This window comes from Mesorhizobium sp. M7A.F.Ca.US.005.03.1.1 (genome assembly GCF_003997975.1).
In the GTDB taxonomy this organism is placed as follows: domain Bacteria; phylum Pseudomonadota; class Alphaproteobacteria; order Rhizobiales; family Rhizobiaceae; genus Mesorhizobium; species Mesorhizobium ciceri.
In genome coordinates, this window is the sequence record NZ_RZRO01000019.1 from 49,296 (window position 1) to 73,821 (window position 24,526).

The 24,526-nt window shown below is 63.6% G+C and carries 21 protein-coding genes; 8 read left to right on the forward strand and 13 right to left on the reverse strand.

The window, feature by feature from the left end; translation table 11 throughout:
• Positions 1-63: 63 nt before the first annotated feature.
• Complete coding sequence (locus tag EN990_RS11340; protein ID WP_024503382.1) at positions 64-1,557, reverse strand: PLP-dependent aminotransferase family protein; 1,494 nt, start codon at positions 1,555-1,557, stop codon at positions 64-66.
• Positions 1,558-1,880: 323 nt separating this feature from the next.
• Here EN990_RS11340 and pgi point away from each other — a divergent pair, with 323 nt between their 5' ends.
• Complete coding sequence (pgi, locus tag EN990_RS11345; protein WP_082827282.1) at positions 1,881-3,524, forward strand: glucose-6-phosphate isomerase; 1,644 nt, start codon at positions 1,881-1,883, stop codon at positions 3,522-3,524.
• Between the two features lie 5 nt (positions 3,525-3,529).
• Entirely contained in the window at positions 3,530-4,252 is a 723-nt protein-coding gene (locus EN990_RS11350; protein ID WP_063173538.1) for an HAD family hydrolase, read from the forward strand.
• A gap of 359 nt (positions 4,253-4,611) precedes the next feature.
• On the opposite strand, the gene EN990_RS11355 is transcribed toward EN990_RS11350, so the two are convergent.
• Together EN990_RS11355 and EN990_RS11360 are read right to left on the reverse strand one after the other, a co-directional pair.
• Positions 4,612-5,349 carry a methyltransferase gene (locus EN990_RS11355; protein WP_127384956.1) on the reverse strand — a complete coding sequence of 246 codons (738 nt, stop codon included), beginning with the start codon at positions 5,347-5,349 and terminating at the stop codon, positions 4,612-4,614.
• Positions 5,346-7,352 (reverse strand): long-chain fatty acid--CoA ligase, encoded by a 2,007-nt coding sequence (locus EN990_RS11360; RefSeq protein WP_063171132.1) that lies wholly within the window; start codon positions 7,350-7,352, stop codon positions 5,346-5,348. The genes EN990_RS11355 and EN990_RS11360 overlap by 4 nt, the downstream gene beginning before the upstream one ends.
• Before the next feature lie 453 nt (positions 7,353-7,805).
• On the opposite strand from EN990_RS11360, the gene EN990_RS11365 reads away from it, so the two are divergent.
• From EN990_RS11365 to EN990_RS11385, 5 genes are all read left to right on the forward strand, one after another.
• A complete protein-coding gene (locus tag EN990_RS11365; RefSeq protein ID WP_013527993.1) occupies positions 7,806-9,398 on the forward strand; it encodes an ABC transporter substrate-binding protein in 1,593 nt (530 codons plus the stop codon).
• 50 nt (positions 9,399-9,448) lie between these two features.
• Positions 9,449-10,456: an ABC transporter permease subunit gene (locus tag EN990_RS11370; RefSeq protein ID WP_063169936.1), complete on the forward strand. Its 1,008-nt coding sequence runs from the start codon at positions 9,449-9,451 to the stop codon at positions 10,454-10,456.
• Positions 10,457-10,526: 70 nt separating this feature from the next.
• The gene (locus EN990_RS11375) at positions 10,527-11,381 is read left to right on the forward strand and encodes an ABC transporter permease subunit (protein ID WP_224618710.1); all 855 of its coding nucleotides are present in this window, start codon (positions 10,527-10,529) and stop codon (positions 11,379-11,381) included.
• A gap of 2 nt (positions 11,382-11,383) precedes the next feature.
• Positions 11,384-12,238, forward strand: a complete 855-nt coding sequence (locus tag EN990_RS11380; protein ID WP_024503389.1) for an ABC transporter ATP-binding protein — start codon at positions 11,384-11,386, stop codon at positions 12,236-12,238.
• Entirely contained in the window at positions 12,238-13,068 is an 831-nt protein-coding gene (locus EN990_RS11385) for a dipeptide ABC transporter ATP-binding protein (RefSeq protein ID WP_013527989.1), read from the forward strand. The genes EN990_RS11380 and EN990_RS11385 overlap by 1 nt, the downstream gene beginning before the upstream one ends.
• A gap of 85 nt (positions 13,069-13,153) precedes the next feature.
• Here the strand turns inward: EN990_RS11385 and EN990_RS11390 are convergent, their stop codons facing one another.
• The 3 genes from EN990_RS11390 to EN990_RS11400 all read right to left on the reverse strand — a co-directional run bounded on the left by EN990_RS11390 (position 13,154) and on the right by EN990_RS11400 (position 16,101).
• Positions 13,154-14,428 (reverse strand): cysteine desulfurase-like protein, encoded by a 1,275-nt coding sequence (locus EN990_RS11390; protein WP_127368515.1) that lies wholly within the window; start codon positions 14,426-14,428, stop codon positions 13,154-13,156.
• Positions 14,429-14,477: 49 nt separating this feature from the next.
• Positions 14,478-15,152, reverse strand: coding sequence for an amino acid ABC transporter permease (locus EN990_RS11395; RefSeq protein WP_013527987.1), 675 nt, complete (start codon positions 15,150-15,152; stop codon positions 14,478-14,480).
• 151 nt (positions 15,153-15,303) lie between these two features.
• Positions 15,304-16,101, reverse strand: coding sequence for an ABC transporter substrate-binding protein (locus EN990_RS11400; protein WP_064995753.1), 798 nt, complete (start codon positions 16,099-16,101; stop codon positions 15,304-15,306).
• A gap of 504 nt (positions 16,102-16,605) precedes the next feature.
• On the opposite strand from EN990_RS11400, the gene EN990_RS11405 reads away from it, so the two are divergent.
• Positions 16,606-17,697, forward strand: coding sequence for an LLM class flavin-dependent oxidoreductase (locus EN990_RS11405; RefSeq protein WP_127384958.1), 1,092 nt, complete (start codon positions 16,606-16,608; stop codon positions 17,695-17,697).
• A gap of 24 nt (positions 17,698-17,721) precedes the next feature.
• On the opposite strand, the gene EN990_RS11410 is transcribed toward EN990_RS11405, so the two are convergent.
• The 7 genes from EN990_RS11410 to EN990_RS11440 form a co-directional block, all read right to left on the reverse strand.
• Positions 17,722-18,117, reverse strand: coding sequence for a RidA family protein (locus EN990_RS11410; protein ID WP_024503394.1), 396 nt, complete (start codon positions 18,115-18,117; stop codon positions 17,722-17,724).
• Between the two features lie 63 nt (positions 18,118-18,180).
• Entirely contained in the window at positions 18,181-19,329 is a 1,149-nt protein-coding gene (locus EN990_RS11415; RefSeq protein WP_127369088.1) for an acyl-CoA dehydrogenase family protein, read from the reverse strand.
• 75 nt (positions 19,330-19,404) lie between these two features.
• On the reverse strand, positions 19,405-20,217 hold the full coding sequence (locus EN990_RS11420; RefSeq protein WP_127369087.1) for an enoyl-CoA hydratase family protein: 813 nt from the start codon (positions 20,215-20,217) through the stop codon (positions 19,405-19,407).
• On the reverse strand, positions 20,214-20,684 hold the full coding sequence (locus tag EN990_RS11425) for a MarR family transcriptional regulator (protein WP_127369086.1): 471 nt from the start codon (positions 20,682-20,684) through the stop codon (positions 20,214-20,216). The genes EN990_RS11420 and EN990_RS11425 overlap by 4 nt, the downstream gene beginning before the upstream one ends.
• Positions 20,678-21,451 (reverse strand): SDR family NAD(P)-dependent oxidoreductase, encoded by a 774-nt coding sequence (locus EN990_RS11430; protein WP_127369085.1) that lies wholly within the window; start codon positions 21,449-21,451, stop codon positions 20,678-20,680. Before EN990_RS11430 ends, EN990_RS11425 begins: the two co-directional genes overlap by 7 nt.
• The gene (locus tag EN990_RS11435) at positions 21,448-23,742 is read right to left on the reverse strand and encodes a bifunctional salicylyl-CoA 5-hydroxylase/oxidoreductase (protein ID WP_127369084.1); all 2,295 of its coding nucleotides are present in this window, start codon (positions 23,740-23,742) and stop codon (positions 21,448-21,450) included. The genes EN990_RS11430 and EN990_RS11435 overlap by 4 nt, the downstream gene beginning before the upstream one ends.
• Positions 23,743-23,881: 139 nt before the next feature.
• Positions 23,882-24,481, reverse strand: coding sequence for a VOC family protein (locus tag EN990_RS11440; RefSeq protein WP_024503399.1), 600 nt, complete (start codon positions 24,479-24,481; stop codon positions 23,882-23,884).
• Between the last annotated feature and the right edge of the window lie 45 nt (positions 24,482-24,526).

The following is a 24,526-nucleotide window of genomic DNA, read 5'->3' on the forward strand; positions in this document are numbered from 1 at the left end:
GTGCCAGAACTAAAATACCGGAGCCGCTGCGAGCGGCTCCGGTCACGAGAGGTCGATGATGGATCAGGCGGCCGCGGGTCTGCGTCCGGCGGCCGTGGCCAGTTCGCGGATGCCTGGCTCGATGTGCTGTAGCGCGATCGACGAGATGCCCAGCCGCATGAAACGCGAAGGCTTTTCAGTGCGATCGAAGAAGCGGTCGCCTGGCTCGATGATGACGCTGCGCGAGGCCGCTGCCTCGGCAAGCCCGCGCGAATCGGTGCCGCGCGGCCCTTCGAGCCACAGCGACGTACCGCCGGCCGAATCGGTCGAACGCCATTCCGGCAGGAAGGCGGAAATCGCATGGACCAGCCGCTTGCGCCGCTCGTCGAAGGCTGACGACAGCCGCCGCACCAGCGCCTCGTGGTGGCCGAGCGACAGGAACAGTGCGACGGCGCGCTGATTGTTGGCCGGCGGATGACGCAGCATGAAGCGGCGCAGCGCCCGGAGCTCCGCGATCAGTCCGGCGGACGCCACGATGTAGCCGAGCCGCAGGCCGGGAGCCAACGTCTTGGACATAGAGCCGACATAGACCACGCGGCCGGAACGATCGAGGCTCTTCAGCGCTTGCTGCGGTGCCTCGTCGAGAAGCTGGCTGTCATAGCCGTCCTCGATGATGATCTGGTTGTAGCGGTTGGCGCGCGCCAGAAGATCCTGCCGCCGTTCCGCCGACAACGGCACCATGGTCGGGCAATGATGGCTGGGCGTGACGAAGACGAAGCCGGAATCATTGGGAATAGAAGCAGTTACGATGCCGGACTGGTCGACCGGCACCGGCTGTATCTCTGCGCCCGCAAGGCGGAAGATCGAGCGCGCGTCGGGGTAACCGGGGTCCTCCATCGCCACCTTGGAGCCCTTGGACATCAGCAGCGTCGCCAGCATGTAGAGCGCGTTCTGGGCGCCCAGCGTGACGATGATCTCGTCGGGATTGGCGAAGATGCCGCGCCGGGGCAGGAGCCGCGCCTGGATCTGCTCGATCAGCAGCGGATCGTCACGGTCGACCATGTCGGATGCCCAGTTGCGGATTTCCAGCACGGCAAGCGCCATGCGGTTGCACTCGCGCCATTCAGCGGTCGGGAACAGCGCCGGGTCGAACTGCCCGTAGACGAAAGGATAGGACGACTTGATCCAGTTCTCGTGCTTGGCCGGCGGCGGCATGTCGCTTGCGGCGATCTTGCGGCGTGCCTTCCAGTCGATCTCATTGGCCTGGTCGGGCGCCTTCTGGTGCGGCTTGGCCGGTGTCGCCAGCACATCGGGATTGACGAAATGGCCACGCCGTTCGCGCGCCACCAGGAAACCCTGGTCGACGAGCTGCTGGAACGCCAGCACCACGGTTCCGCGCGCCACGCCGAGTTTTTCGGCCAGGATGCGGCAGGAAGGGAGCGGCATCGAAGCGGCGATCTGGCGGTCGAGAATGGCGGCTACGATGGCCTGGCGGATCTGCGCCTGCAGGGTTTGGCCGGATTCGGCCGAAATCCGGAACAGGCCGGACCATATCGCCGTGTCGTTTCGCTGTGGCATGGGAGATTTCCTCGATGGCCAGCCTTTTTCGTTTGGCTGGACCAGCCGAACGTAACCGTGGCACAAGGGGTTGCGCCAATCAATTTTTCTGATCGTTGGGATTTATGCCAGTGATCCTTCACGTCCTTTTGATGCCGCGTTGCGGCATCGTGGGGTGACGCGGCGCTTCATCCCGGCGATGACATCGTGCGTCATGGCGGCGTGAGGGTGTGCGTCATCGCTGCGCATTGATACGGATGGAGTTCGGCCCGATAGATTGTCGCGACGACACGCGCCGGAAACATCCGGTCCGTAATGATGGCTCGAGGTCTCGGAGTTTGGCAGTGGATCAATCGTCCTTTCAAAAACAGCTCGCCGCCTTGCGCGATCACCGCGCGGCGGCGCCCGCCAGCATGCGCCAGACCTTCGCCGCCGATCCCAAGCGGTTCGTGGAATTCTCCGCCACCGACGGCGATCTGCTGCTCGACTGGTCGAAGTGCGCGGTCGACGCGACCACCATGGAGCTGCTGGAAAAGCTCGCGCAGGCCGCCGATCTCGAAGGCCGCCGCGCCGCCATGTTCGCGGGCAAGAAGATCAACGTCACCGAGGACCGTGCCGTGCTGCACACGGCGCTGCGCAACCTGACCGGCAAGGGCGTCACCGTCGATGGCCAGGACGTCAAGGCGGACGTCATCGCCGTGCTCGACGCCATGGGCGCCTTTGCCGATGCCGTGCGCTCGGGCAAGGCGGCCGGCGCCACCGGCAAGAAGATCACCGACATCGTCAACATCGGCATCGGCGGTTCCGATCTCGGCCCGGCCATGGCGACGCTGGCGCTGGCGCCCTATCATGACGGGCCGCGCGCGCATTACGTCTCCAACATAGACGGCGCCCATATCCACGACACGCTGAAGGGCCTCTCCGCCGAGACCACGCTTTTCATCATCGCTTCCAAGACCTTCACCACCGTCGAGACGATGACCAATGCGCAGACGGCGCGCGACTGGGTGGAGAAGGCGCTCGGCAAGGAAGCGGTCGGCAAGCATTTCGCCGCCGTCTCGACCGCGCTCGACCTGGTGGCCAAGTTCGGCATCGCGCCCGATCGCGTCTTCGGCTTCTGGGACTGGGTCGGTGGCCGCTATTCGCTCTGGGGCGCCATCGGCCTGCCGGTGATGATCGCTGTCGGCCCGCGGAATTTTCGCGCCTTCCTTGATGGCGCGCATGAGATGGACGAGCATTTCCGCACCGCGCCGGTGCAGGAGAACCTGCCGGCACTGCTGGGACTGGTCGGCTGGTGGCATCGCGTGATCTGCGGTTACCCGGCGCGCGCCGTCATCCCTTACGACCAGCGCCTGTCCAGGCTGCCGGCCTATTTGCAGCAGCTTGACATGGAATCGAACGGCAAGAGCGTCACCCTCGAAGGCACGGCGGTGACGACGCCGACCGGACCGCTGGTCTGGGGTGAGCCCGGCACCAACGGCCAGCATGCCTTCTTCCAGCTGCTGCACCAGGGCACCGATTTCATTCCGGTCGAGTTCCTTGCCGCGGCCATCGGTCACGAGCCCGATCTCAAGCACCAGCATGATCTGCTGCTCGCCAACTGCCTGGCGCAGTCGGAAGCGCTGATGAAGGGCCGCACGCTGGACGAGGCGCGCGCCCAGATGCTGGCCAAGGGCATGAAGCCGGCCGAGGTCGACAAGATCGCGCCGCACCGCGTCTTCTCGGGTAACCGTCCCTCGGTCACCATCCTCTACAGAAAGCTCGACCCGCGCACCTTCGGCCGGCTGATCGCGCTCTACGAGCACCGCGTCTTCGTCGAGGGCACGCTGTTCAACATCAACTCCTTCGATCAGTGGGGCGTCGAACTCGGCAAGGAACTGGCCACCGGCCTGTTGCCTGTCGTGGAGGGCAAGGAAAGTGCCGCCAATCGGGATGCATCGACCGCTGGCCTTGTGGGATTCATCCAGCATTTGCGTGGCTCGGAGTGAAAAGCTTGGCAGACATCAAGGGAATATTGTTCGACAAGGACGGCACGCTTGTCGACTTCAACGCCACCTGGCTCGGCGTTGCCGACTTCATGGCCATGGATGCGTCGGAAGGCGATCGCTGGAAAGCCGACAGGCTGCTGGCCGCTGCCGGCTTCGATTTCGCCAACAAGCGTTTCAAGCCGGACTCCATCTTTGCCTCCGGCACCAATCTCGACGTCGTCGAATTGTGGTTCCCACGCCTGTCCAACGAGGATCAGATGCTTGCGGTTGCCCGCTTCAACGAGATCACCTCCGTACAGGGCTCGGCGATGGCTGTGGCGCTGCCGGGCATCGTCGATACGCTGACGGCACTGCACAGCAAATCCTACCGGCTTGGCGTCGCCACCAACGATTCGACCAGCGGCGCGGAAAAGACGCTGGTTACGCTCGGCGTCGCTCAATTGTTCGACGCGGCCTATGGCTACGACGCGGTGGCCAATCCGAAGCCCGCCCCCGACACGATCCAGGCCTTCAGCGATCTCACCGGCCTCAAACCGGCGGAAATCGCTATGGTCGGCGACAACAGGCACGACCTCGAAATGGCGCGTGCCGGCGGCTGCGGGCTGGCGATCGGCGTGCTCTCCGGCACCGGCACCCGCGAATCGCTGGCCGGCATTGCCGATGTGGTTCTGGATTCGGTCGCCGACCTGCCGGATTTTCTCTCGGCGCGGGTCAGGGAGACGATCTGACGGGAAAGGCTAGGTCAAACTCGATTCACCTCGGGATTTTCTGCCAATGGCCGAGATGGGGGAGCAGTCCATGGAAACTATCGAGCTTCTGGTTTGTTTTCGGACACAATGGGCCACTCATCAGCAGAACAAACGTACCCGCATTTGCCGCACCTGATCTTGGCGCTTTGCGCTGTCGATGTCTTCGCCTGGCTGAAGATCGAAGCCCCGATTTTCGCATTTTGGGCAAACTGTGAAACCGATACGTTGAACAACTTTAATCCACGCCACTCGACTTCTCCGACCAACGGCTAGTCGAATCTATTTTCTGCCCTCGATGTTTGTCCACAATGAGTAGAATTTAGGCTTGCTCTGTGGCGTCAGCGCGCTCCCTCCTCAAACGAAAAGACGCCGCTAAGCCTCGTCGCGGCACCCTTCGCGTCGCCGAAATCCGGCACCCGGTATTCGGCGACCAACTGCAGCCGGGACAGCGGCAGGTCGTTGCGGCGGGGATCTCCGACCAGCACCTCGATGCCGGCCGCCAGGCAGCGGTCGAGGAACGGGATAACCCGCAGAGCGACCTCTGGGCCGTAGAACACGTCGCCGGCAAGCACGAGCTCGACCGCCGGCGGGGGACCCGTGGTAATGTCCTTGTCGACAATGGCGATCTCGACGCCGTTGGCCGCGGCGTTGAGGCCGATCGCGGCAACGCCGTTACGGTCGATCTCGGCGGCGATCACTTCGCGCGAACCTGCCTTGGCTGCGGCGATGCCGACAAGGCCGGAGCCGGCACCAAGGTCGAGCACGCGGCGACCGGCTACCGTTTGCGGATGATCCAGTATATGGCGCGCAAGCACCGCGCCGCCGGCCCACACATAAGCCCAGTAAGGCGGCTGCGGCTCAGGTCCATTGTTGTCCGCCTCGATCGTGTCGTCATCGTCGTCAGCGCTTTGGTGCGTATCGGTAAGCCGTCTCAGGCCACTGGCCGGGTGCGGTGTAAAAAGCTGGATCTCAGGCACCGACGGCACCGGGGCGAGGCGCATGTTCGTCCTGATGAACTCTGCCGGGTCAGGACGGCAAGGTGCATCTACGGCATCCGCGCCGACGGCTGCAATCATTCGCGCAGCGCTCGCCGCAGGATCTTGCCGACCGGCGTCTTCGGCAGTTCGGTGCGGAATTCGATGTATCTGGGCCGCTTGTAGCCGGTCAGGTTCTCGCGGCAAAAGGCGGTCAGTGCCTCGGCGGTCAGCGCCGGATCCTTCCTGACCACGAACAGTTTCGGCACCTCGCCCGAATGCTCGTCCGGGACGCCGATCGCCGCCACTTCGAGCACACCCGGATGCATCGCCACGACTTCCTCGAGCTCGTTGGGATAGACGTTGAAGCCCGAGACCAGGATCATGTCCTTCTTGCGGTCGACGATCTTGGTGTAGCCGCGTTCGTCCATGAAGCCCATGTCGCCGGATTTGAAGTAGCCGTCCTTGGTCATCACCTTGGCGGTCTCATCCGGCCGGTTCCAGTAGCCCGCCATCACTTGCGGCCCCCGGATGCAGACTTCGCCGACCTCGCCGAGCGGCAAATTGTTGCCGTCTTCGTCGCGGATGGCGATCTCCGTCGAGGGCAGCGGCAAGCCGATGGTGCCGGTGAAGTCGCCGGCGGTGAACTTGTTGGCGGTGGCCACCGGCGAGGTTTCCGAGAGGCCGTAGCCTTCGGTGACCGAACATCCGGTCAGCGCCTTCCAGCGTTCGGCGACGCCCTTCTGCACCGCCATGCCGCCGCCCAGCGTCAGCACCAGCGGCTTGAAGTCGAGCTTGCGGAAATCCTCATTGTTGAGCAGCGCGTTGAACAGCGTGTTGAGGCCGGGAAAGATGTGCACCGGATATTTCTGCAATTCCTTGACGAAGCCTGGGATGTCGCGCGGATTGGGAATGAGCACATTGCGGGCGCCCTGCTGCATGCCCATCAGCGCGTTCACCGTCAGCGCGAAGATATGATAGAGCGGCAGCGCGCAGATGAAGTTGGGATGCGCGGGTTTCGGCTTGATCGTGTAGGCGTCCTCCATCCACTGCGCGTTCTGCGCGACGTTGGCGAGCACGTTGCTGTGCAGCAGCGTGGCGCCCTTCGAGACGCCCGTGGTGCCGCCCGTATATTGCAGGAAGGCGACATCGTCGGCTTCCACCTTGGCCGGCTTGAAGCCCAAACCGGCGCCGGCCTTCATGGCCGCATTGAACTTGACGTGCCCGGGCAGCGACCATGCCGGCACCATTTTCTTCACGCGGCGCACGACGAAATTGACGATTGTGCCCTTCAGTCCGCCGAGCATGTCGCCCATCGCGGCGACCACCACATGCTTGACTGCGGTCCTGGCGATCACCGCCTGCAAGGTGTTCGCGAAGTTCTCCAGGATGACGATGGCTTGCGCCCCGGAATCCTTCAGCTGGTGTTCGAGCTCGCGCGGCGTGTAGAGCGGATTGATGTTCACCACCACATAACCCGCTCGCAAGATCGCCATCATCGCCACCGGATATTGCAGCACGTTGGGCATCATCAGCGCGACGCGCGCGCCTTTCTGCAGGCCCTTCGATTGCAGGTAGGCGCCGAAGGCCGCCGACAGCCGCTCGACATCGGTGTAGCTGATGGACTTGTCCATGCAGGTGAAGGCCGGCTGCGCGGAAAACTGCTTGCAGGCGGCGACGAGGAAATCGCCGATCGAGCTGTAGGGCAGGGCGCCGATCTCGGCCTGCACGTTTTTCGGATAGCTCTTGAGCCACGGCTTTTCCGGCAAGCCGGCGGCCAGTGCCGTCAGCGCTTTCGGCAATCGGTTGGCGGTGGCGTCGGCCGGCTTTGCCGCCGGTGGGGCCTTCACCGCCGCCGCGGCCTTCGAGGCCGGCCTGGCAGCGGGCTTTGCCGCACCCGCTTTACGCCCCGGCGCCGTCTTTCCGGCCGCAGCCTTGGCCGGGGCTTTCACCGCCGGCTTTGTGCTTGCCCTTACAGGTGCCGCGGCCGCCTTCGGCTTGGCGGCTTTGGCAACGGGTGCTTTCGGCTTGGCAGTACCGGCTGCTTTCGACGGCGCCTTGGCTCCCGCTTTCACCGGCGCCGTCGTCCTTGATGCTTTTGCCAACCGTTCCTCCCTGGACAAGTCTTGTTCATCCGTGCCGCACTCGCCCCTGAATTGGCAAGGGCGCCCTCCGCTGCGGCCGCTACACCCTATGTATTGCCTCCCTTGGTGAGCGTGCAAGTCTTGCCCTTGCGGCAACGCGGCGAAAGATTTGCCGTCGAAAGTCTTTGCCGCCGCCAGCGCTCCAGGCGGTGTCCTGACGCATCCCACGGCCGCTCGGAAGCGCCGGGAACATTTATATCGTCAGCCTGGCGATCAATAAAAAAATTCGGCTGTTAATAATCTCGTGAACGGAAGAAACGGCTAATTTTTTCTGCAATTTGGCAAAGTTGCGGATTTTTTTCCTGCTTCCCGCGGGGTAAGCAAACGGGGTGTTCCAAAGCCGGAAAAACGGTGCTTATATGCGCGCTTCGCGAGCCTGATAGAGGGGCTTGGAAGAACATCAGGGAGTGCTCAATGAATAAGAAGCTGACTTTTGCAGCCGCGTTGCTGGCTGCAAGCGTCCTGGGCGGCATGGCCAATGCGAAAACTCTGGTCTACTGCGCGGAAGCTTCGCCGGAAGGTTTCGATCCGGCGCCGTATACCGCAGGCCAGACGTTCGACGCGTCCTCGCGCACCGTCTTCAACCGCCTCGTCGAATTCGATCACGGCAAGACGACGACCTCGCCGGGCCTGGCCGAAAGCTGGACGATCTCCGACGATGGGAAGGAATATGTCTTCAAGCTGCGCAAGGGCGTCAAGTTCGCCGCCACCGACTATTTCACCCCGACGCGCGACTTCAACGCCGACGACGTGGTGTTCTCGTTCGAACGTCAGGTCGACAAGAACGGTCCCTGGTTCCAGTACATTCCGGGCATTGCCTACCAGTATTACAATGACCAGTTCGGCGACAACATCACCAAGGTCGAGAAGGTCGATGACCTGACGGTGAAGTTCACCCTCAAGGAGCCGGCGATCACCTTCATTCCGACGCTGGGCATGGATTTTGCCTCCGTCGTCTCCAAGGAATATGCCGACAAGCTGCAGGCCGACAAGACGCCTGAGCTGTTCAACCAGAAGCCGATCGGCACCGGCCCGTTCATCTTCGTCGACTACCAGACCGACGCCGCCATCCGCTACAAGGCCAACCCGGACTATTGGGGCGGCAAGCAGAAGATCGACGATCTGGTCTTCGCCATCACCACCGATCCGGCCGTGCGCGCACAGAAGCTCAAGGCCGGCGAATGCAACATCATGTCGTACCCGGCACCGGCCGACATCGCCGGCCTGCAGGCCGATGCGAACCTGAAGGTCGAGGAGCAGGAAGGCCTCAATGTCGGCGCGCTGATGTACAACACCCAGCAGAAGCCGTTCGACGACGTGCGCGTGCGCAAGGCGCTCAACATGGCCATCAACAAGAAGGCCATCATCGACGCGGTCTTCCAGGGTGCCGGCCAGGTGGCGGTCAACCCGATCCCGCCGACCATGTGGTCCTACAACAAGGAAGTGAAGGACGATCCGTACGATCCGGATGCAGCCAAGAAGCTGCTTGAAGAGGCCGGCGTCAAGGACCTCAAGATGAACGTCTGGGCCATGCCGGTGTCGCGCCCCTACATGCCGAACGCGCGCCGCACCGCCGAATTGATCCAGGCGGACTTCGCCAAGGTCGGCGTCACCGTCGAGATCGTCAGCTACGATTGGGGTGAATACCTCAAGCGCGCTTCCGCGGTCGATCACGACGGCGCCGTCATTGTCGGCTGGACCGGCGACAATGGCGATCCGGACAACTTCCTCGGCGTGCTCCTGAGCTGCGCTTCCGTCGGTTCGAACAACCGCGCGGAATGGTGCAACAAGGACTTCGATGCGCTCATCAACAAGGCCAAGACCGTTTCGGACCAGGCCGAGCGCACCAAGCTCTATGAACAGGCACAGGTCATCTTCAAGGAACAGGCACCCTGGGCGACGCTCGCTCACTCCAAGGTGTTCATGCCGATGCAGAAGACCGTCACCGGCTTTGCGATGGATCCGCTCGGTATCCACCGCTTCGACGGCGTCGATATCGCCGAATAAGGTTGCGAAACGGGGGCGCCACCATGTGGTGACGCCCCCACTCGCCCGCCATGCTGCGTTATATCCTCGGCAAGCTCGCCCTCATCATCCCGACCTTCATCGGGATAACCATCCTCGCCTTTGGCTTCGTGCGCATCCTGCCCGGTGATCCGGTGCTGGTGCTTGCGGGCGAACGCGGCCTGTCGCCCGAACGCCACACGGCGCTCATGCACCAGTTCGGTTTCGACCTGCCGATCTGGCAACAATATCTGACCTATCTGACGAACATCCTCGGCGGTGATTTCGGCACCTCGTTTTCCACCAAGACACCGGTGCTCAAGGACTTCCTGGTCCGCTTTCCGGCAACGGTCGAGCTCGCCATCTTCGCCATGATCTTTGCCGTCATCCTGGGTGTGGCCGCCGGCATTTTCGCTGCCATCCGCCGCGGCTCCTGGTTCGACCAACTGACCATGGGCACGGCGCTGGCCGGCTATTCCATGCCGATCTTCTGGTGGGGTCTGCTGCTGATCATCGTGTTCTCCGGCATGCTGCACTGGACGCCGGTTTCAGGCCGCATCGACCTCCTCTACTTCTTCAAGCCGGTGACCGGCTTCATGACCATCGATTCCCTGATCTCGGGCCAGAAGGGCGCCTTCCGTTCGGCGCTGTCGCACCTGATCTTGCCGACCATCGTGCTCGGCACCATTCCGCTCGCCGTCATCGCGAGGCAGACGCGCTCGGCGATGCTCGAGGTGCTGGGTGAGGACTATGTCCGCACCGCGCGCGCCAAGGGCCTGGCGCCGCGTAGGGTCATCGGCCTGCACGCCTTCCGCAACGCGCTGATCCCGGTCGTCACCACCATCGGCCTGCAGGTCGGCACGCTGCTCACCGGCGCCATCCTGACCGAGAGCATCTTCTCCTGGCCCGGCATCGGCAAATGGATGATCGACGCCATTTCCAAGCGCGACTATTTCACCGTGCAGGGCGGGTTGCTTTTGATCGCGTTGATCGTCATGTCGGTGAACCTCATCGTCGACGTGCTCTACGCCGTCATCAACCCACGCATCCGGGCCAACTGACATGAGCAATGAAGGCCCCGCCACCATCGAAGCCGCGACCGTCGTCAAGCCGCAGGACGCCAGGTTGCAGATGTTCGGCGAGTTCTGGCATTACTTCTCCGTCAACAAGGGCGCGGTGATCGGGCTCTTCGTCTTCGCGCTGCTGATCCTGATCGCCATCTTCGCGCCGCTGCTGGCGCCGCATTCGCCGGACGATCAGTTCCGCGACTTCTTCCTGACGCCGCCGGCCTGGCAGGAGGGCGGCAATGCGCAGTTCCTGCTCGGCACCGACGCCGTCGGCCGCGATATGCTGTCGCGCCTGATCTACGGCTCGCGCTTCTCGCTCGCCATCGGCTTCGTCGTTGTCACGTCAGCGCTGATTTCAGGCGTCATCCTCGGCCTGCTCGCCGGCTACTGCCGCGGCTGGGTCGACACGCTGATCATGCGCATCATGGACATCATCCTGGCCTTCCCGTCGCTGCTCTTGGCCCTGGTGCTGGTCGCGGTGCTTGGCCCCGGCCTCGTCAACGCCATGATCGCCATCGCCTTCGTGCTGCAGCCGCATTTCGCCCGGCTCACCCGCGCCGCCGTGATGGCCGAAAAGACCCGCGAATATGTCGTCTCGGCCAAGGTCGCCGGCGCCAGCCATCTCAGGCTGATGCTGGTCACCATCCTGCCAAACTGCATCGCGCCGTTGATCGTGCAGGCGACGCTGTCCTTCTCCAACGCCATCCTCGAGGCGGCGGCCCTTGGCTTCCTCGGCATGGGCGCGCAGCCGCCGACGCCGGAATGGGGCACCATGCTGGCCGAAGCGCGCGAGTTCATCCTGCGCGCCTGGTGGGTGGTGACCTTCCCTGGCCTCGCCATCCTGATCACCGTCTTTGCCATCAACCTGATCGGCGACGGTCTGCGCGACGCGCTCGACCCCAAGCTGAAGAGGTCCTGAGCATGCCTCTGCTCGAGATCAAGAACCTCACCGTTTCCTTCGACACCGCGGCCGGACCGTTCATGGCCGTGCAAGGTATCGACCTGTCGATCGAGCCGCGCGAAGTGCTGGCGATCGTCGGCGAGTCCGGCTCCGGCAAGTCGGTGTCGATGCTGGCGGTGATGGGGCTGTTGCCCAACACGGCAACCGTCAAGGCCGACCGCATGGCCTTCGACGGCGTCGATCTGCTGAAGCTCAGCCCGTCCGAACGGCGCAAGATCGTCGGCAAGGACATCTCGATGATCTTCCAGGAGCCGATCGCCAGCCTCAATCCGTGCTTCACCGTCGGGTTCCAGATCGAGGAGGTGTTGCGCTTCCACATGGGCATGGACCGCGCCCAGCGCCGGGCGCGTGCCATCGAACTGATGAAGCTGGTCGGCATCGCCGACCCTGAAGAGCGGCTGAGTTCCTTCCCGCACCAGATGTCGGGCGGCCAGTGCCAGCGCGTCATGATCGCCATCGCCATTGCCTGCAATCCGAAACTGCTGATCGCCGACGAGCCGACCACGGCGCTCGACGTCACCATCCAGAAGCAGATCCTCGATCTGCTGGTTTCGCTGCAGGCCAAATACGGCATGGGCCTGATCATGATCACCCACAATATGGGCGTGGTGGCCGAGACCGCCGACCGCGTCATCGTCCAGTACAAGGGCCGCAAGATGGAAGAGGCCGACGTGCTGTCGCTGTTTGAATCGCCAAAGAGCAATTACACGCGGGCGCTGTTGTCGGCCTTGCCGGAGAACGCCGTCGGCGACCGGCTTCCGACCGTTTCCGACATGATGTTCGAGCCGGCGCCTTCTGCTGCGGGAGCCACCTGATGAGCACCACGGTTCTCGAAGGCAAGAACATCGTCCGCGACTACCACATCGGCGGCGGCCTGTTCACCGGGCCGCGTACCGTGCACGCGGTCAAGGGGGTCTCGTTCAAGGTCGACAAGGGCAAGACGCTGGCCATTGTCGGCGAAAGCGGCTGCGGCAAGTCAACGCTTGCCCGCATCATCACGCTGATCGATCCGGCGACATCGGGCGAATTGTTCATCGACGGCAACAAGGTCGACATCGCCAAGGGCGGATTGACCAAGGAGATGCGCCGCAAGGTGCAGATCGTCTTCCAGAACCCCTACGGATCGCTCAATCCGCGCCAGAAGATCGGCGACGTGCTGGGCGAGCCGCTTTTGATCAACACCGACAAGCCGGCGTCCGAGCGGCGCGACCTTGCGATGAAGATGTTGAAGAAGGTTGGCCTCGGCCACGAGCACTACAATCGCTATCCGCATATGTTTTCCGGCGGCCAGCGTCAGCGCATCGCCATTGCCCGCGCGCTGATGCTGAACCCGAGCCTGCTGGTGCTCGACGAGCCGGTCTCGGCGCTCGATCTGTCGGTGCAGGCGCAGGTGCTCAACCTGCTTGCCGACCTGCAGGATGAGTTCCAGCTGACCTATGTCTTCATCAGCCACGATCTGTCCGTGGTGCGTTACATCGCCGACGATGTGATGGTGATGTATTTCGGCGAGGCGGTGGAATACGGCTCGCGCGACGAGGTCTTTGCCGATCCCAAGCACAGCTACACCCGGACGCTGTTCGCGGCGACACCGCGCGCCGACGTCGCGTCGATCAAGGCGAGGCTGGCGAAGAAGAAAGCGGCTTAACGTCTCTTCGTCATCCTCGGGTCTGCACTGCGTCGCTACGCTCCCTTGTTCCGCCCATGGATGACGACGCTGGAGAGGCCGCCTCTCACGACAGCTTGGCGATGATGGCGCGCAGCGCCTCGCCGAAGCGCCGGACTTCCTCGACCGTGTTGTAGTGGACCAGCGAGGCACGGATGGCGCCGCTGTCCATCGAGAGGTTGAGACGCTTCATCAGCCGTGGCGCGTACATGTGGCCGTCGCGGATGCCGATCTGCATCTCGGCCATTTCCTCGACGACCCGCTGCGGCGATAGTTTGCCGATGTTGAAGCAGAAGGTCGGCACGCGCTCGGTGATGCGGGCCTCGTCGGCGACGCCGTAGATGGTTGCCCCGCAACCTTTCAGCACGGCCAGCATCTCACGCGCCAGCACCAGCTCGTAGTCGCGGATGGCGCCCATGCCGGCAACGATGTTGTCGCGCCGCGAACGGTTGTTGGACGGCGCCAGATTGCGGCCTATCAGTTCCAGGTATTGCACGGCGGCATCCATGCCGGAGACGTTCTCGTAGATGAAGGTGCCGGCCTCGACCTTGTAGGGCGGCTCGTCGGGGATGAAATCCTCGCGGAAGGTCGGCAGCCGCTTCAGCGTCTCGAAACGGCCCCACAGGAAGCCCATATGCGGCGAGAAATTCTTGTAGCCGGAGCAGACGAGATAGTCGCAGTCCCAGGCCTGCACGTCGATCAGTCCATGCGGCCCGTAATGCACGCAGTCGAGGAACACTTCGGCGCCGGCCGCATGCGCGATCTTGGCCACCGAAGCGACATCGACGATCGAGCCGATCGAGTGCGCCGTGACCGTGCAGGCGATCAGGCGGGTGCGGTCCGAAACCAGCGGACGCAGATCGTCGACATGCAGATTGCCGTCCTCACGCATCCGCCACCATTTGAATTTCGCACCGGCCGACTCCAGCGCCAGCCAAGTCGCGATGTTGGCGTCATGGTCCATGTCGGTGACGACGATCTCGTCGCGCTCTTGCAGCATCTGGCCGATGCCGAGGCTGACCAGGCGGATGAACGAGGTGGCATTCATGCCGAAGCAGATTTCCGCCGGGCTGTAGGCGTTGATGAGCAGAGCGACGCTTGTCCGGGCATCGGCGACCGATTGGTCGACGGTGACGCTGCGGCCATAGCGGCCGCCACGCTGCACATTGTGCGAAACCAGATGATTGGTCACCGCGTCGAGCACGCTCTGCGGGATCTGCGCGCCGGCGGCGTTGTCCAAAAAGATGAAATCGCCGGCCCGCTGCAAGGCTGGAAACATGGCGCGGATGGTGTCGACGGGGAACGCGGTGGCATTCGCATTGTCGGTTTGATGCTTATTCACGGGTAGGCTCCTGCGGAGGGCTTGGACGGGGTGGGATCGGTTGGCGAGGTCAGCGCTTCTTTTCGGTCTTGAAGCGCTCTTCGAGCAGGCTGACGAGGCGGACCATCGGCCAGAGGAAGATGAGATAGACAAGCGCGGCGCCGATCAGCGGCGATGGGTTGGCGTAGAGCGACTGCGCGTTGGTCGCTTCCTTCAAGAGTTCCGGCAGCGCCACGGTGGAGGCGAGCGAGGTGTCCTTGAACATCGAGACGCAGTTGCTGGTCATCGGCGGGATGACGACGCGGATCGCTTGCGGCAGCACCACCTTGCGCAAGGTCAGGAGGAACGGCAGGCCAAGCGCCTGCGACGCCTCGAACTGGCCACGCGGAATGCTTTCGATGCCGGAGCGGAACACCTCGGCCGAGTAGGCCGACATGATGAAGGCGAAGGCTGTCACCGCCGATGCCCAGGACGACAGGCGTATGCCGAGGAAGGGCAGCGCATAGTAGATCAGGATCAGCACGACCAGCACCGGCAGGGCGCGGAAGATGTCGGTGTAGCCGACCGCGAGCCAGCGCAGCGGCTTCGGCGCATAGAGCCGCACCAGGCTGATCCCCAGGCCGATGGGGATGCCGATGCCGATGCTCAAAATGCCGAGCAGCAGCGTGTTCAGGAAGCCGCGCAGCAGCGCCGGCAGGCTGGACATGATGACGTCGGGGTTGAAGAAGGTGTCGATCAGCGACATGGGAGCGTTCCCGAACCCCAGAGCAAAGAATGCTCACGTTAAACTCGATGGGCCCGCCGAGGGCAGGAGATCTGCGGCAGAAGCCGGCGGCCAGGCGTGAAAGAATCGTGCCGGCCTGGAAAGCCGGCACGATGTTACCGCAGCTTTCAGCTCAGGCCTTCGGCAGCGGCATTTCCTTCATGGTCGAAGAGTCGGCGGGCGCGTCGCTGCCGAACCACTTCTTGTGGATGGCGGCCAGCGTGCCGTCCTTCTTCATCGCGCTCAGCGCATCGTTCAGCTTGCCGAGCAGCGGGTGGTCCTTGGTCATCATCAGGCCGTATTGCTCACCGGTCTTGATGCGCTCCTTGACCACCAGGTCCTTCATCTTGGTGAAGGAATATTCCATGCCCGGAATGTCGCTGACTGCCGCATCGACGCGGCCGGCGCTGAGGTCGAGCAGCAGGTTCTGCTGCGTGTCGTAGCCCTTCACGTCGCTGAAGCCGTCGGCTTCCTGATGCGCCTTGACCCAGGTTTCGCCGGTCGAACCGGACAGCACGCCGATGATCTTGCCCTTGAGGTCGGCCTCGGCCTTGATCGGGCTGTCGGCCTTGGTGGCGATGCCCATATCGGAATCATAATAGGGCTGCGTGAACGACTGTGACTTCAGCCGCTCCGCCGTGATGGTGATCGACGAGATGGCGACGTCGATGCGCTTCGAGGTGGTGGCGGCAAACAGCGCCTGGAAACCGAGATCGGCGATGTCGGTGGTCATGCCGATGCGCTTGGCGGCTTCGTTGACGATGTCGACCTCGAAGCCTTCGAAAGTGCCGCTCTCGTTCTTGAATTCGAAGGGCGGGTTGGTCGGGTAGGCGCCGACATTGAGCATGTCGGCGGCATAGGCGGTGGCGGGGCCGGCGGCGATGCCGATGGCGGCGGCGAGAAGAAGCAATTTGCGACGCGTGAAGCTCATTTGTGTTCCCTCTGTTGTTGATCGGGCGGGTTGCTCCCGCACGGTTTTTTTGCCGCCCCGCTTCACGCAGGGCGTCAATTTATGGCAGCGACCATGCGGTCGCGGCGGCGATGTTGTGTGTTGCAGACCGCGAATCCGCGCGCACGTCATCGAAGGCATGGCGCGTGTTGGATGATGACTGGGGCAGTATGAACGACAAGAACTGAGACTCCCACCCGGAGCACCCACGATGGCTGGCCGGCACGATGGACTGGTCTGCTCGATGGACTGGCCGGCAAGCCCGTCCGGCACGGCAATCGCCATCGACTCCGGAATGCTTATCCAAAGTGCGGCGCTTTTCAAGGCGAAAGTTTTAAGCTTAAAAAGCTGCGGTGTCCGTTGCGTGGCGGACATGGTGCGGCCCGCTGGAACCGATACCCGCGAGCGATGGTGACGCCAAGCTATTTCAGGCTTGAAATATTTCCGCGCGGGCCTAGCGTGCGATCTTCGCCGGGAGGCAGCGACGTGAACAAACCACACCCTTTGCACGGCTCGAACAGACTGAAGCTTGGCGTCTTTTCGACCAATGCCGATGGCGGGCTTGCCATCACCGATGTGCCGGAGCGCTGGGCGGCGAGCTGGCGGGACAATGTGACCGCAGCCCAGATCGCCGACCGCGCCGGGCTGGAGTTCATGCTGCCGATCGCGCGTTGGCGCGGCTTCGGCGGCCGCAACAAGGTGCGCGAATGGTCGTTCGAGACCTTCACCTGGGCGGCGGCACTCGCCATGGCCACCGAGCAGATCGGCCTGTTCATGACCGTGCATGTGCCGCTGGTGCATCCGCTCTATGCCGCCAAGGCGCTGGCGACGGTCGACCATATCAGCCAGGGCCGCGCGGGCTTGAACATCGTCTGCGGCTGGAACCCGAAGGAATTCGGCATGTTCGGCACGCCTTTGGTCGAGAAGGGCTACGATCAGGCGGCCGAATGGATCGAAATCCTGGAAAAGCTTTATGCGTCGGCCGAGCCGCTCGATTACGAAGGCACTTATTACCGCCTCAAGGAGGCTGTCAGCCGGCCGGCCAGTCTGCAGGTTCCGCGCCCCGTGACCATGAACGCCGCCTTCGGCGGGCCGGGCCGCGATTTCGCTGCCGCCCGGTGCGATTATCTGTTCACGACATTTTCGGAAATGAGCGATGCCGGCAAGCATGTCGCCGACATCAGCGAGCGGGCCGATAAGGCAGGCCGCGATGTCGGCGTCTACACCGTGGCGCATGTCGTCTGCCGCCCGACGATGGAAGAGGCGCAGGCCTACTACACGCGCTACGCCGTCGATATGGCCGACCATGACGCCGTCGATGCCCACATGGCCGGCAAGAAGGAATTCTCGCAATCGCACGACCCGCACGCCTATGACCGCTACCGGCAGCGTTTCGCCGGCGGCGCCGGCACCTACCCGCTGATCGGAACGCCGGAAACGATCGCCGCCGACATGGTCGCCATTGCCGGGCACGGCTATCAGGGCATCGCGCTGTCCTTCGTCAACTACACGCAAGAACTGCCCTATTTCTGCGATCACGTGCTACCGATCTTGAGGCAGGCGGGGCTTCGCGAATAATTTATTCCTGAGGCAGCCAATAATTTATTCCGGGATGACGGCAGTTGCCTGGATTTCCACTTTGGCGCGATCCTCGACCAGCGCCACCACCTGCATGGCGGCCATCGCCGGAAAATGCCGGCCGATGACCTCGCGATAGGCCTCGCCGATACCCCTGAGATTGGCAAGGTATTCGGCCTTGTCGGTGAAGTACCAGGTCATCGAGGTGATGTGCTGCGGCCCCGCGCCGGCTTCCGCCAACACCGCGACGATGTTCTGAAGCGTTTGCCGCACCTGGCCGACGAAGTCGTCGGTCTCGAACTGGCATTGCCCGTTCCAGCCGACCTGTCCGCCGACGAAGACGAGCTGCCCGCGCGCCGCGACGCCATTGGCGTAGCCGACAGGTTTTGCCCAGCCTTCCGGCTGCAGAATCGTGTGCATTCAAAACCTCCCGGTATTCCAAAACCCAATTTTCAAAATCGAACGCTCGTCAATTTGCCGCCGTCAGGCCGCGCCCATCACTTGCCGCGCAATCACCACTTTCTGCACGTCGGAGGCACCCTCATAGATGCGCAGCGCGCGGATCTCGCGATACAGGCTTTCGACGATGTGGCCTTTGCGGACGCCGTCGCCGCCGTGCAGTTGCACGGCCTTGTCGATCACCTCTTGCGCCTTGTCGGTGGCAAACAGCTTGGCCATTGCGGCTTCGCGGGTGACGCGGGGCGCGCCCATGTCCTTGGTCCAGGCGGCACGGTAGACCAGCAGCGCCGCCGCATCGACATCGAGCGCCATGTCGGCGATGTGCCCCTGCACCATTTGCAATTCGGCCATCGGCGCGCCGAACAGTTTGCGCTCGGCCACGCGTTTGATGCTTTCATCCAGTGCGCGGCGGGCAAAGCCGAGTGCCGCCGCACCGACAGTCGAGCGGAACACGTCGAGCACCGACATGGCGATGCGGAAGCCGTCGCCGGGCTTGCCGATCAGTGCGGCGGCCGGCAGGCGGACCTGGTCGAAAGACAGCCGCGCCAGCGGATGCGGCGCGATAACTTCGAGCCGTTCGGCGATACCAAGGCCCTTCGCGTCGCCAGGCACGAGGAAGGCGGAAAGCCCCTTGGCGCCCGGCGCCTCGCCGGTGCGGGCAAAGACGATATAGAGATCGGCGATGCCGCCATTGGAAATCCAGGTTTTTTCACCGGACAGAATGTAGTCGTCGCCGTCGCGGGTCGCCGTCATCTCGGTGTTGGCGACGTCCGATCCCGAGCGCGGTTCCGACAGGGCGAAGGCTGATATCGCCTTGCCGGCGCGTGTCTTCGAAAGCCATTGCTGCTGCTCCGGCGTACCGAACAGGCTGAGCGCGCCGGTGCCGAGCCCTTGCATGGCGAAAGCGAAATCGGCCAACCCGTCATAGCGGGCAAGCGTCTCGCGCGTGATGCACAAAGTGCGGACGTCGAGGGGGCCCGGATTGTCGGTGTCGAGCGCCGTAGGCTTCAGCCAGCCGTCTTGGCCAAGCTTGGTCACCAGCTCGCGGCAGGCCGCGTCGACATCATGATGATCGACTGGGAGGTTGGTCGTGCACCATGCCTCGAGGTGCTCGGCTAGTTTGCGATGGCGGTCTTCGAAGAACGGCCAGGAGAGGAAGGAACGATCAGGCATTGGTGGCCCCGCTATTGAGGCCTTGCGCACTACGGCGCCCCCCTCCCGCCAACGTCTCCACGCAAAGCATCATCCTCAATCCCCCTCGAACACCGGCTTTTCCTTGGCCACGAACGCCTTGTAGGCGCGCTCGAAGTCGCGGGTCTGCATGCAGATCGCTTGCGCCTGCGCTTCCGCCTCGATCGCCTGGTCGAGACCCATCGACCATTCCTGGTTGAGCTGGGTCTTGGTGATGCCGTGCGCGAAGGTCGGGCCGGAGACGATGCGCGCCGCCATGTCGAGCGCGTCGGCCTCCAGCGATGCGGCATCGACCAGCCGGTTGTAGAAACCCCAGCGTTCGCCTTCATCAGCCGTCATGGTGCGGCCGGTGTAGAGCAGCTCGGCGGCGCGGCCCTGGCCGATGATGCGCGGCAGGATCGCGCAGGCGCCCATGTCGCAGCCGGCGAGGCCGACGCGGGTGAACAGGAACGCGGTCTTGGCTTCCGGCGTGGCGATGCGGATGTCGGAGCTCATCGCAATGATGGCGCCGGCGCCGACCGCGACGCCGTCGACCGCCGCAATGATCGGCTTGCCGCAATTCAGCATCGCCTTGACGAAATCGCCAGTCATGCGGGTGAAGGCCAGGAGCTCCTTCATGTCCATCTTGACCAGCGGGCCGATAATATCGTGGACATCGCCGCCGGAGCAGAAATTGCCGCCATTGGAAAGGAACACCACGGCGTCGACATCGTCGGCATAGACGAGGTCGCGGAACGTGTCGCGAAGCTCGGCATAGCTGTCGAAGGTCAGCGGGTTCTTGCGCTCCGGTCGGTCGAGCCGGACCTTGGCGATCCTGCCCCCGACCTCCCAGAGGAAATGCTTCGGCTTGCGCCCGGCCATTGCGGTCATTCGCGTCCCTCCCAGTTGCTGCGGAACGAGGTCAGCATGCCGGTCAGCCGGCGCGCGTCGTCCTCGCTGACCTTGCCCAGCAATTCGCCGATCCAGCCTTCATGCGCCGCGGCAATGGCGGCAAAGGCCTGCGTCCCTTCCTCGGTCAGCCGCACCATCGAGGTGCGGCGGTCGCCATTGCGCCGCGCGCGGGCGACAAGTCCTTCCGAAACCAGCCGGTCGACGATGCCCGTGACATTGCCGTTGGAGACCAGCAGGAAGCGCGACAGGTCGCTCATCAGCATGCCTTCCGGCGCGCGATAAAGCGCTGCCATCACGTCGAAGCGCGGCAGCGTCGTGTTGAACTCCTTCTTCAGCCGCTCGCGCAGTTCGGCCTCGATCGTGCGCGAGGCGCGCAGCAGCCTGATCCACAGACGCAAGCGGTCCTTGCCGGGTCCCGACGGCGCGGGCAGGGGGCCGGCTACCATGTTTCGCCTCCTGAGATGGAAATCGCCTGTCCGGTGATCGATTGGGCGGCGTCGCCGCACAGCCACAGCACGGCGGCGGCAATTTCATCCGGCTGGATGAAGCGGCCTTGCGGGTTGGTCGAGGCGAGGCTTGACCGCGCTTGCTCGACCGAGCGGCCGGTTTTCTCGATGATGCGCTGGATGGACTCTTCCAGCATTTCGGTTTCCACAAAGCCTGGGCACACCGCGTTGACGGTGACGCCGGATTTCACTGTTTCGGCGGCAAGCGCCCGCATCAGGCCGATGACGCCATGCTTGGCGGCGACGTAAGACGCGACATAGGCGTAGCCTTTCAGGCCGGCGGTCGAGGCGATGAAAACAATTCGTCCCGTTTTCCGCGCGGCCATGCCGCTCAGCGCCGGCTTCACCGTCAGGAAGGCGCCGGTCAGATTGACGTCGAGCGTCCGCTGCCAGTCGCTGAGCGCGGTTTTGTGCGCCGGCGCGCTGCCGGCCATGCCGGCATTGGCGACGACGATGTCGAAGGCCCCACGCGCGGCTTGCGCCCTCTCGTAGAGCGCCACCATTGCCGCCTCGTCGGTGACATCGGCGGCGATGCCAGAGATGCGGTCGTTTTCGCCGGCCACCTTGGCGAGCTCTGCTTCCCGGCGGCCGCAGATGGTGACGCCGATGCCGGCAGCAGCCAGCGCCAGCGCGATGGCCCGCCCGACGCCGGAGCCGCCGCCAGTGACCAGCGCATGCTTGCCGGGTATCGTCGCGGCGGCCGTCATACTTTCAGCCCCGCTGCGGCGTCGCGCTCGGCCAGACGGTAGAGCTGGTCGCGTCCGGGCAGATAGGGATCAGGCCATTTGACACCGCGGTCGCCGAGCGTGACGGCGGCATGCAGCGTCCAGTAGGGATCGGCGAGATGCGGCCGCGCCAGCGCCACCAGGTCGGCGCGGCCGGCCATCAGGATCGAATTGACATGGTCCGGCTCGTAGATGTTGCCGACCGCCATCGTCGCCATGCCGACCTCGTTGCGGATGCGGTCGGAAAACGGCGTCTGGAACATGCGGCCATAGACAGGCTTGGCCAGTGCCGAGGTCTGGCCTGCCGAGACATCGCAGATGTCGACGCCGGCCTCATGCAGCAGCCGCGCGATCTCGACCGCGTCGGCCGGCGTCACGCCCTCGATGCCGACCCAGTCATTGGCCGAAATGCGCATCGAGATCGGCTTCTCCGCCGGCCAGGCGGCGCGCACCGCGCGGAAGATTTCGAGGGGATAGCGCATGCGATTGTCCAGCGAACCGCCATATTCATCCGTGCGCCGGTTGGTGACCGGCGTGATGAAGGACGACAAGAGATAGCCATGCGCGGCGTGGATTTCGAGCATGTCGAAGCCGCAACGATCGGCCATCTCGGTGGACGCCACGAATTCGTCGCGCACGCGGTCCATGTCGGCGCGGTCCATCGCCTTCGGCACCTGATTCTGCGGCGACCACGCGACCGCCGAGGCCGCCATCACAGGCCAATTGCCTGAGACCAACGGCACGTCAGTGCCCTCCCAGCCAAGCCGGGTCGAGCCCTTGGCGCCGGAATGGCCGATCTGGGCGCAGATCTTGGCTTCGGTTTCGGTATGGACAAAGTCGACCAGCCGCTTCCACGCCACCTCATGCTCGGGCGCGTAGAAGCCGGGACAGCCGGGCGTGATGCGCCCCTCGGGGCTGACGCAGGTCATCTCGATATAGATGAGGCCGGCGCCGCCCTTGGCGCGCTCGGCGTAGTGGGTGAAATGCCAGTCGGTCGGACAGCCGTCGACAGCCTTGTACTGCGCCATCGGCGAAACGACGACGCGGTTCTGCAGCCTCATGTCGCGCAGCTTGAACGGCGCGAACATCGGCGCGCGGCGCAGGCTGTTGCCGCCGGCGCCCGCCTGGCGCTGGAACCATTCTTCCGCGCTTTCAAGCCATTCGGCATCGCGCAGTCGCAGATTCTCGTGGCTGATACGCTGCGAGCGGGTCAAAAGCGAATAGTTGAACTGCACCGGATCGAGGCCGAGATAGCGCTCGACCTCCTCGAACCATTCCAGCGAATTGCGCGCCGCCGATTGCAGCTTCAGCACCTCGGTGCGGCGGGCATCCTCATATCTGCGGAAAGCGGCATCCAAGTCCGGCTCGGTTTCGACATATTCGGCCAGCGCCACAGCACTTTCCAGTGCCAGCTTGGTGCCGGAGCCGATCGAGAAATGCGCCGATGCCGCCGCATCGCCCATCAGCGCGAGATTCTTGTAAGACCAGCGCTCGCACAGCACGCGCGGGAAATTGATCCAAGCCGAACCGCGGATATGGTTGGCATTCGTCATCAAGGCGTGGCCGCCGAGATGTTTTTCGAAGATCCGCTCACAAACGGCGATCGATTCCTGCTGCGACATCGCACCGAAGCCGAAGGCAGCCCAGGTCTGCTCGCTGCACTCGACGATGAAGGTCGCCGTGTCGCTGTCGAACTGGTAGGCGTGCGCCCACACCCAGCCATGCTCGGTTTTCTCGAAGATGAAGGTGAAGGCGTCGTCGAATTTCTGGTTGGTGCCGAGCCAGACGAACTTGCATTTGCGGGTGTCGATGTCGGGCTTGAAGATGTCGACGAAACTGTTGCGCGCCCTGGAGTTCAGGCCGTCGGCAGCGACGACCAGATCGTGCGTCTCCATGTAAGGCTTGGGATCGGCGATGTCGGTCTCGAACATCAGCTTGACGCCGAGTTCACGCGCCCGGCGCTGCAGCAGGACCAGCAGCCGCTTGCGGCCGATGCCGCAGAAGCCGTGTCCTGACGAGACCGTGCGCACGCCGTCATGGATGACTGCGATGTCGTCCCAGTAGGCAAAGTGCTTCTTGATCCAGACGGCGCTGACCGGATCGTTTTTCGACAGATTGTCGAGCGTTTCGGCCGACAGCACGACGCCCCAGCCGAACGTGTCGTCGGCGCGGTTGCGCTCGAACACCGTCACATCGTGGGCGGCGTCCCTCAATATCATCGAAATGGCAAAGTAGAGGCCGGCTGGTCCGCCGCCGAGAACCGCAACCTTCATCTGTGCGATCTCCTCTTCGCTTGCTGGAGTTCAGTATCGCGCCGGCGACAAGATATTTCAAGCTTAAAGTTTTATATCAGAAGATCGTCCTGACATGGCGAAAGCGCGCCTGCGTGTCATCACGCAAGCGCGCTGCCGATCACTTTTCCGGGTTCTTCGGGCTCCACAGCACCGTCTCGGCGCCCTTCTCATAGGCCATGCCATCGGGATAGCTGATCGCTTCCAGTTGCAGCCCCCACGGCGCCTGGAAATAGAGGATGGTCTGGCCGGCGGCGGGTCCTTCCTTGACCGGCAGCGGCCCCATCCGCGTCTTGACGCCCTTGCCTTCGAGATAGGCTTTGGCAGCGGCGACGTCGTCGACATAGAAGGCGATGTGGAAGCCGCCAATGTCGCTGTTCTTCGGCGTCAGGTCCTTCTGGTCCGGTGCTGTGTATTTGAACAGCTCGATGTTCGAGCCGTAGCCACAACGCACCATGGTGACCTCTTCGATCACCGCCTTCGGATCGACGCCCAGGAGATCCTGCATGAAGGTGCCCTTGTCGTCGGCGAACGGGCCGAACGACATCGCCTTCTTGCAGCCGACCACTTCGGTGAAGAAGTCGACCGCCTGCTTCATGTCGGGAACCGTGATCCCGGTGTGGTCGTGGCCGCGCATGCCCGGGATCGAATCCGCCGAGGCCATGCCGGCGCTGCCGAGCATTGCGGCGGCGAGCGTTGCAATTGCGATTGTGGTCTTCATGTCAGTCCTCTCCATTTGGCGGGACTTGGGTCTTTGTGGTCGCAC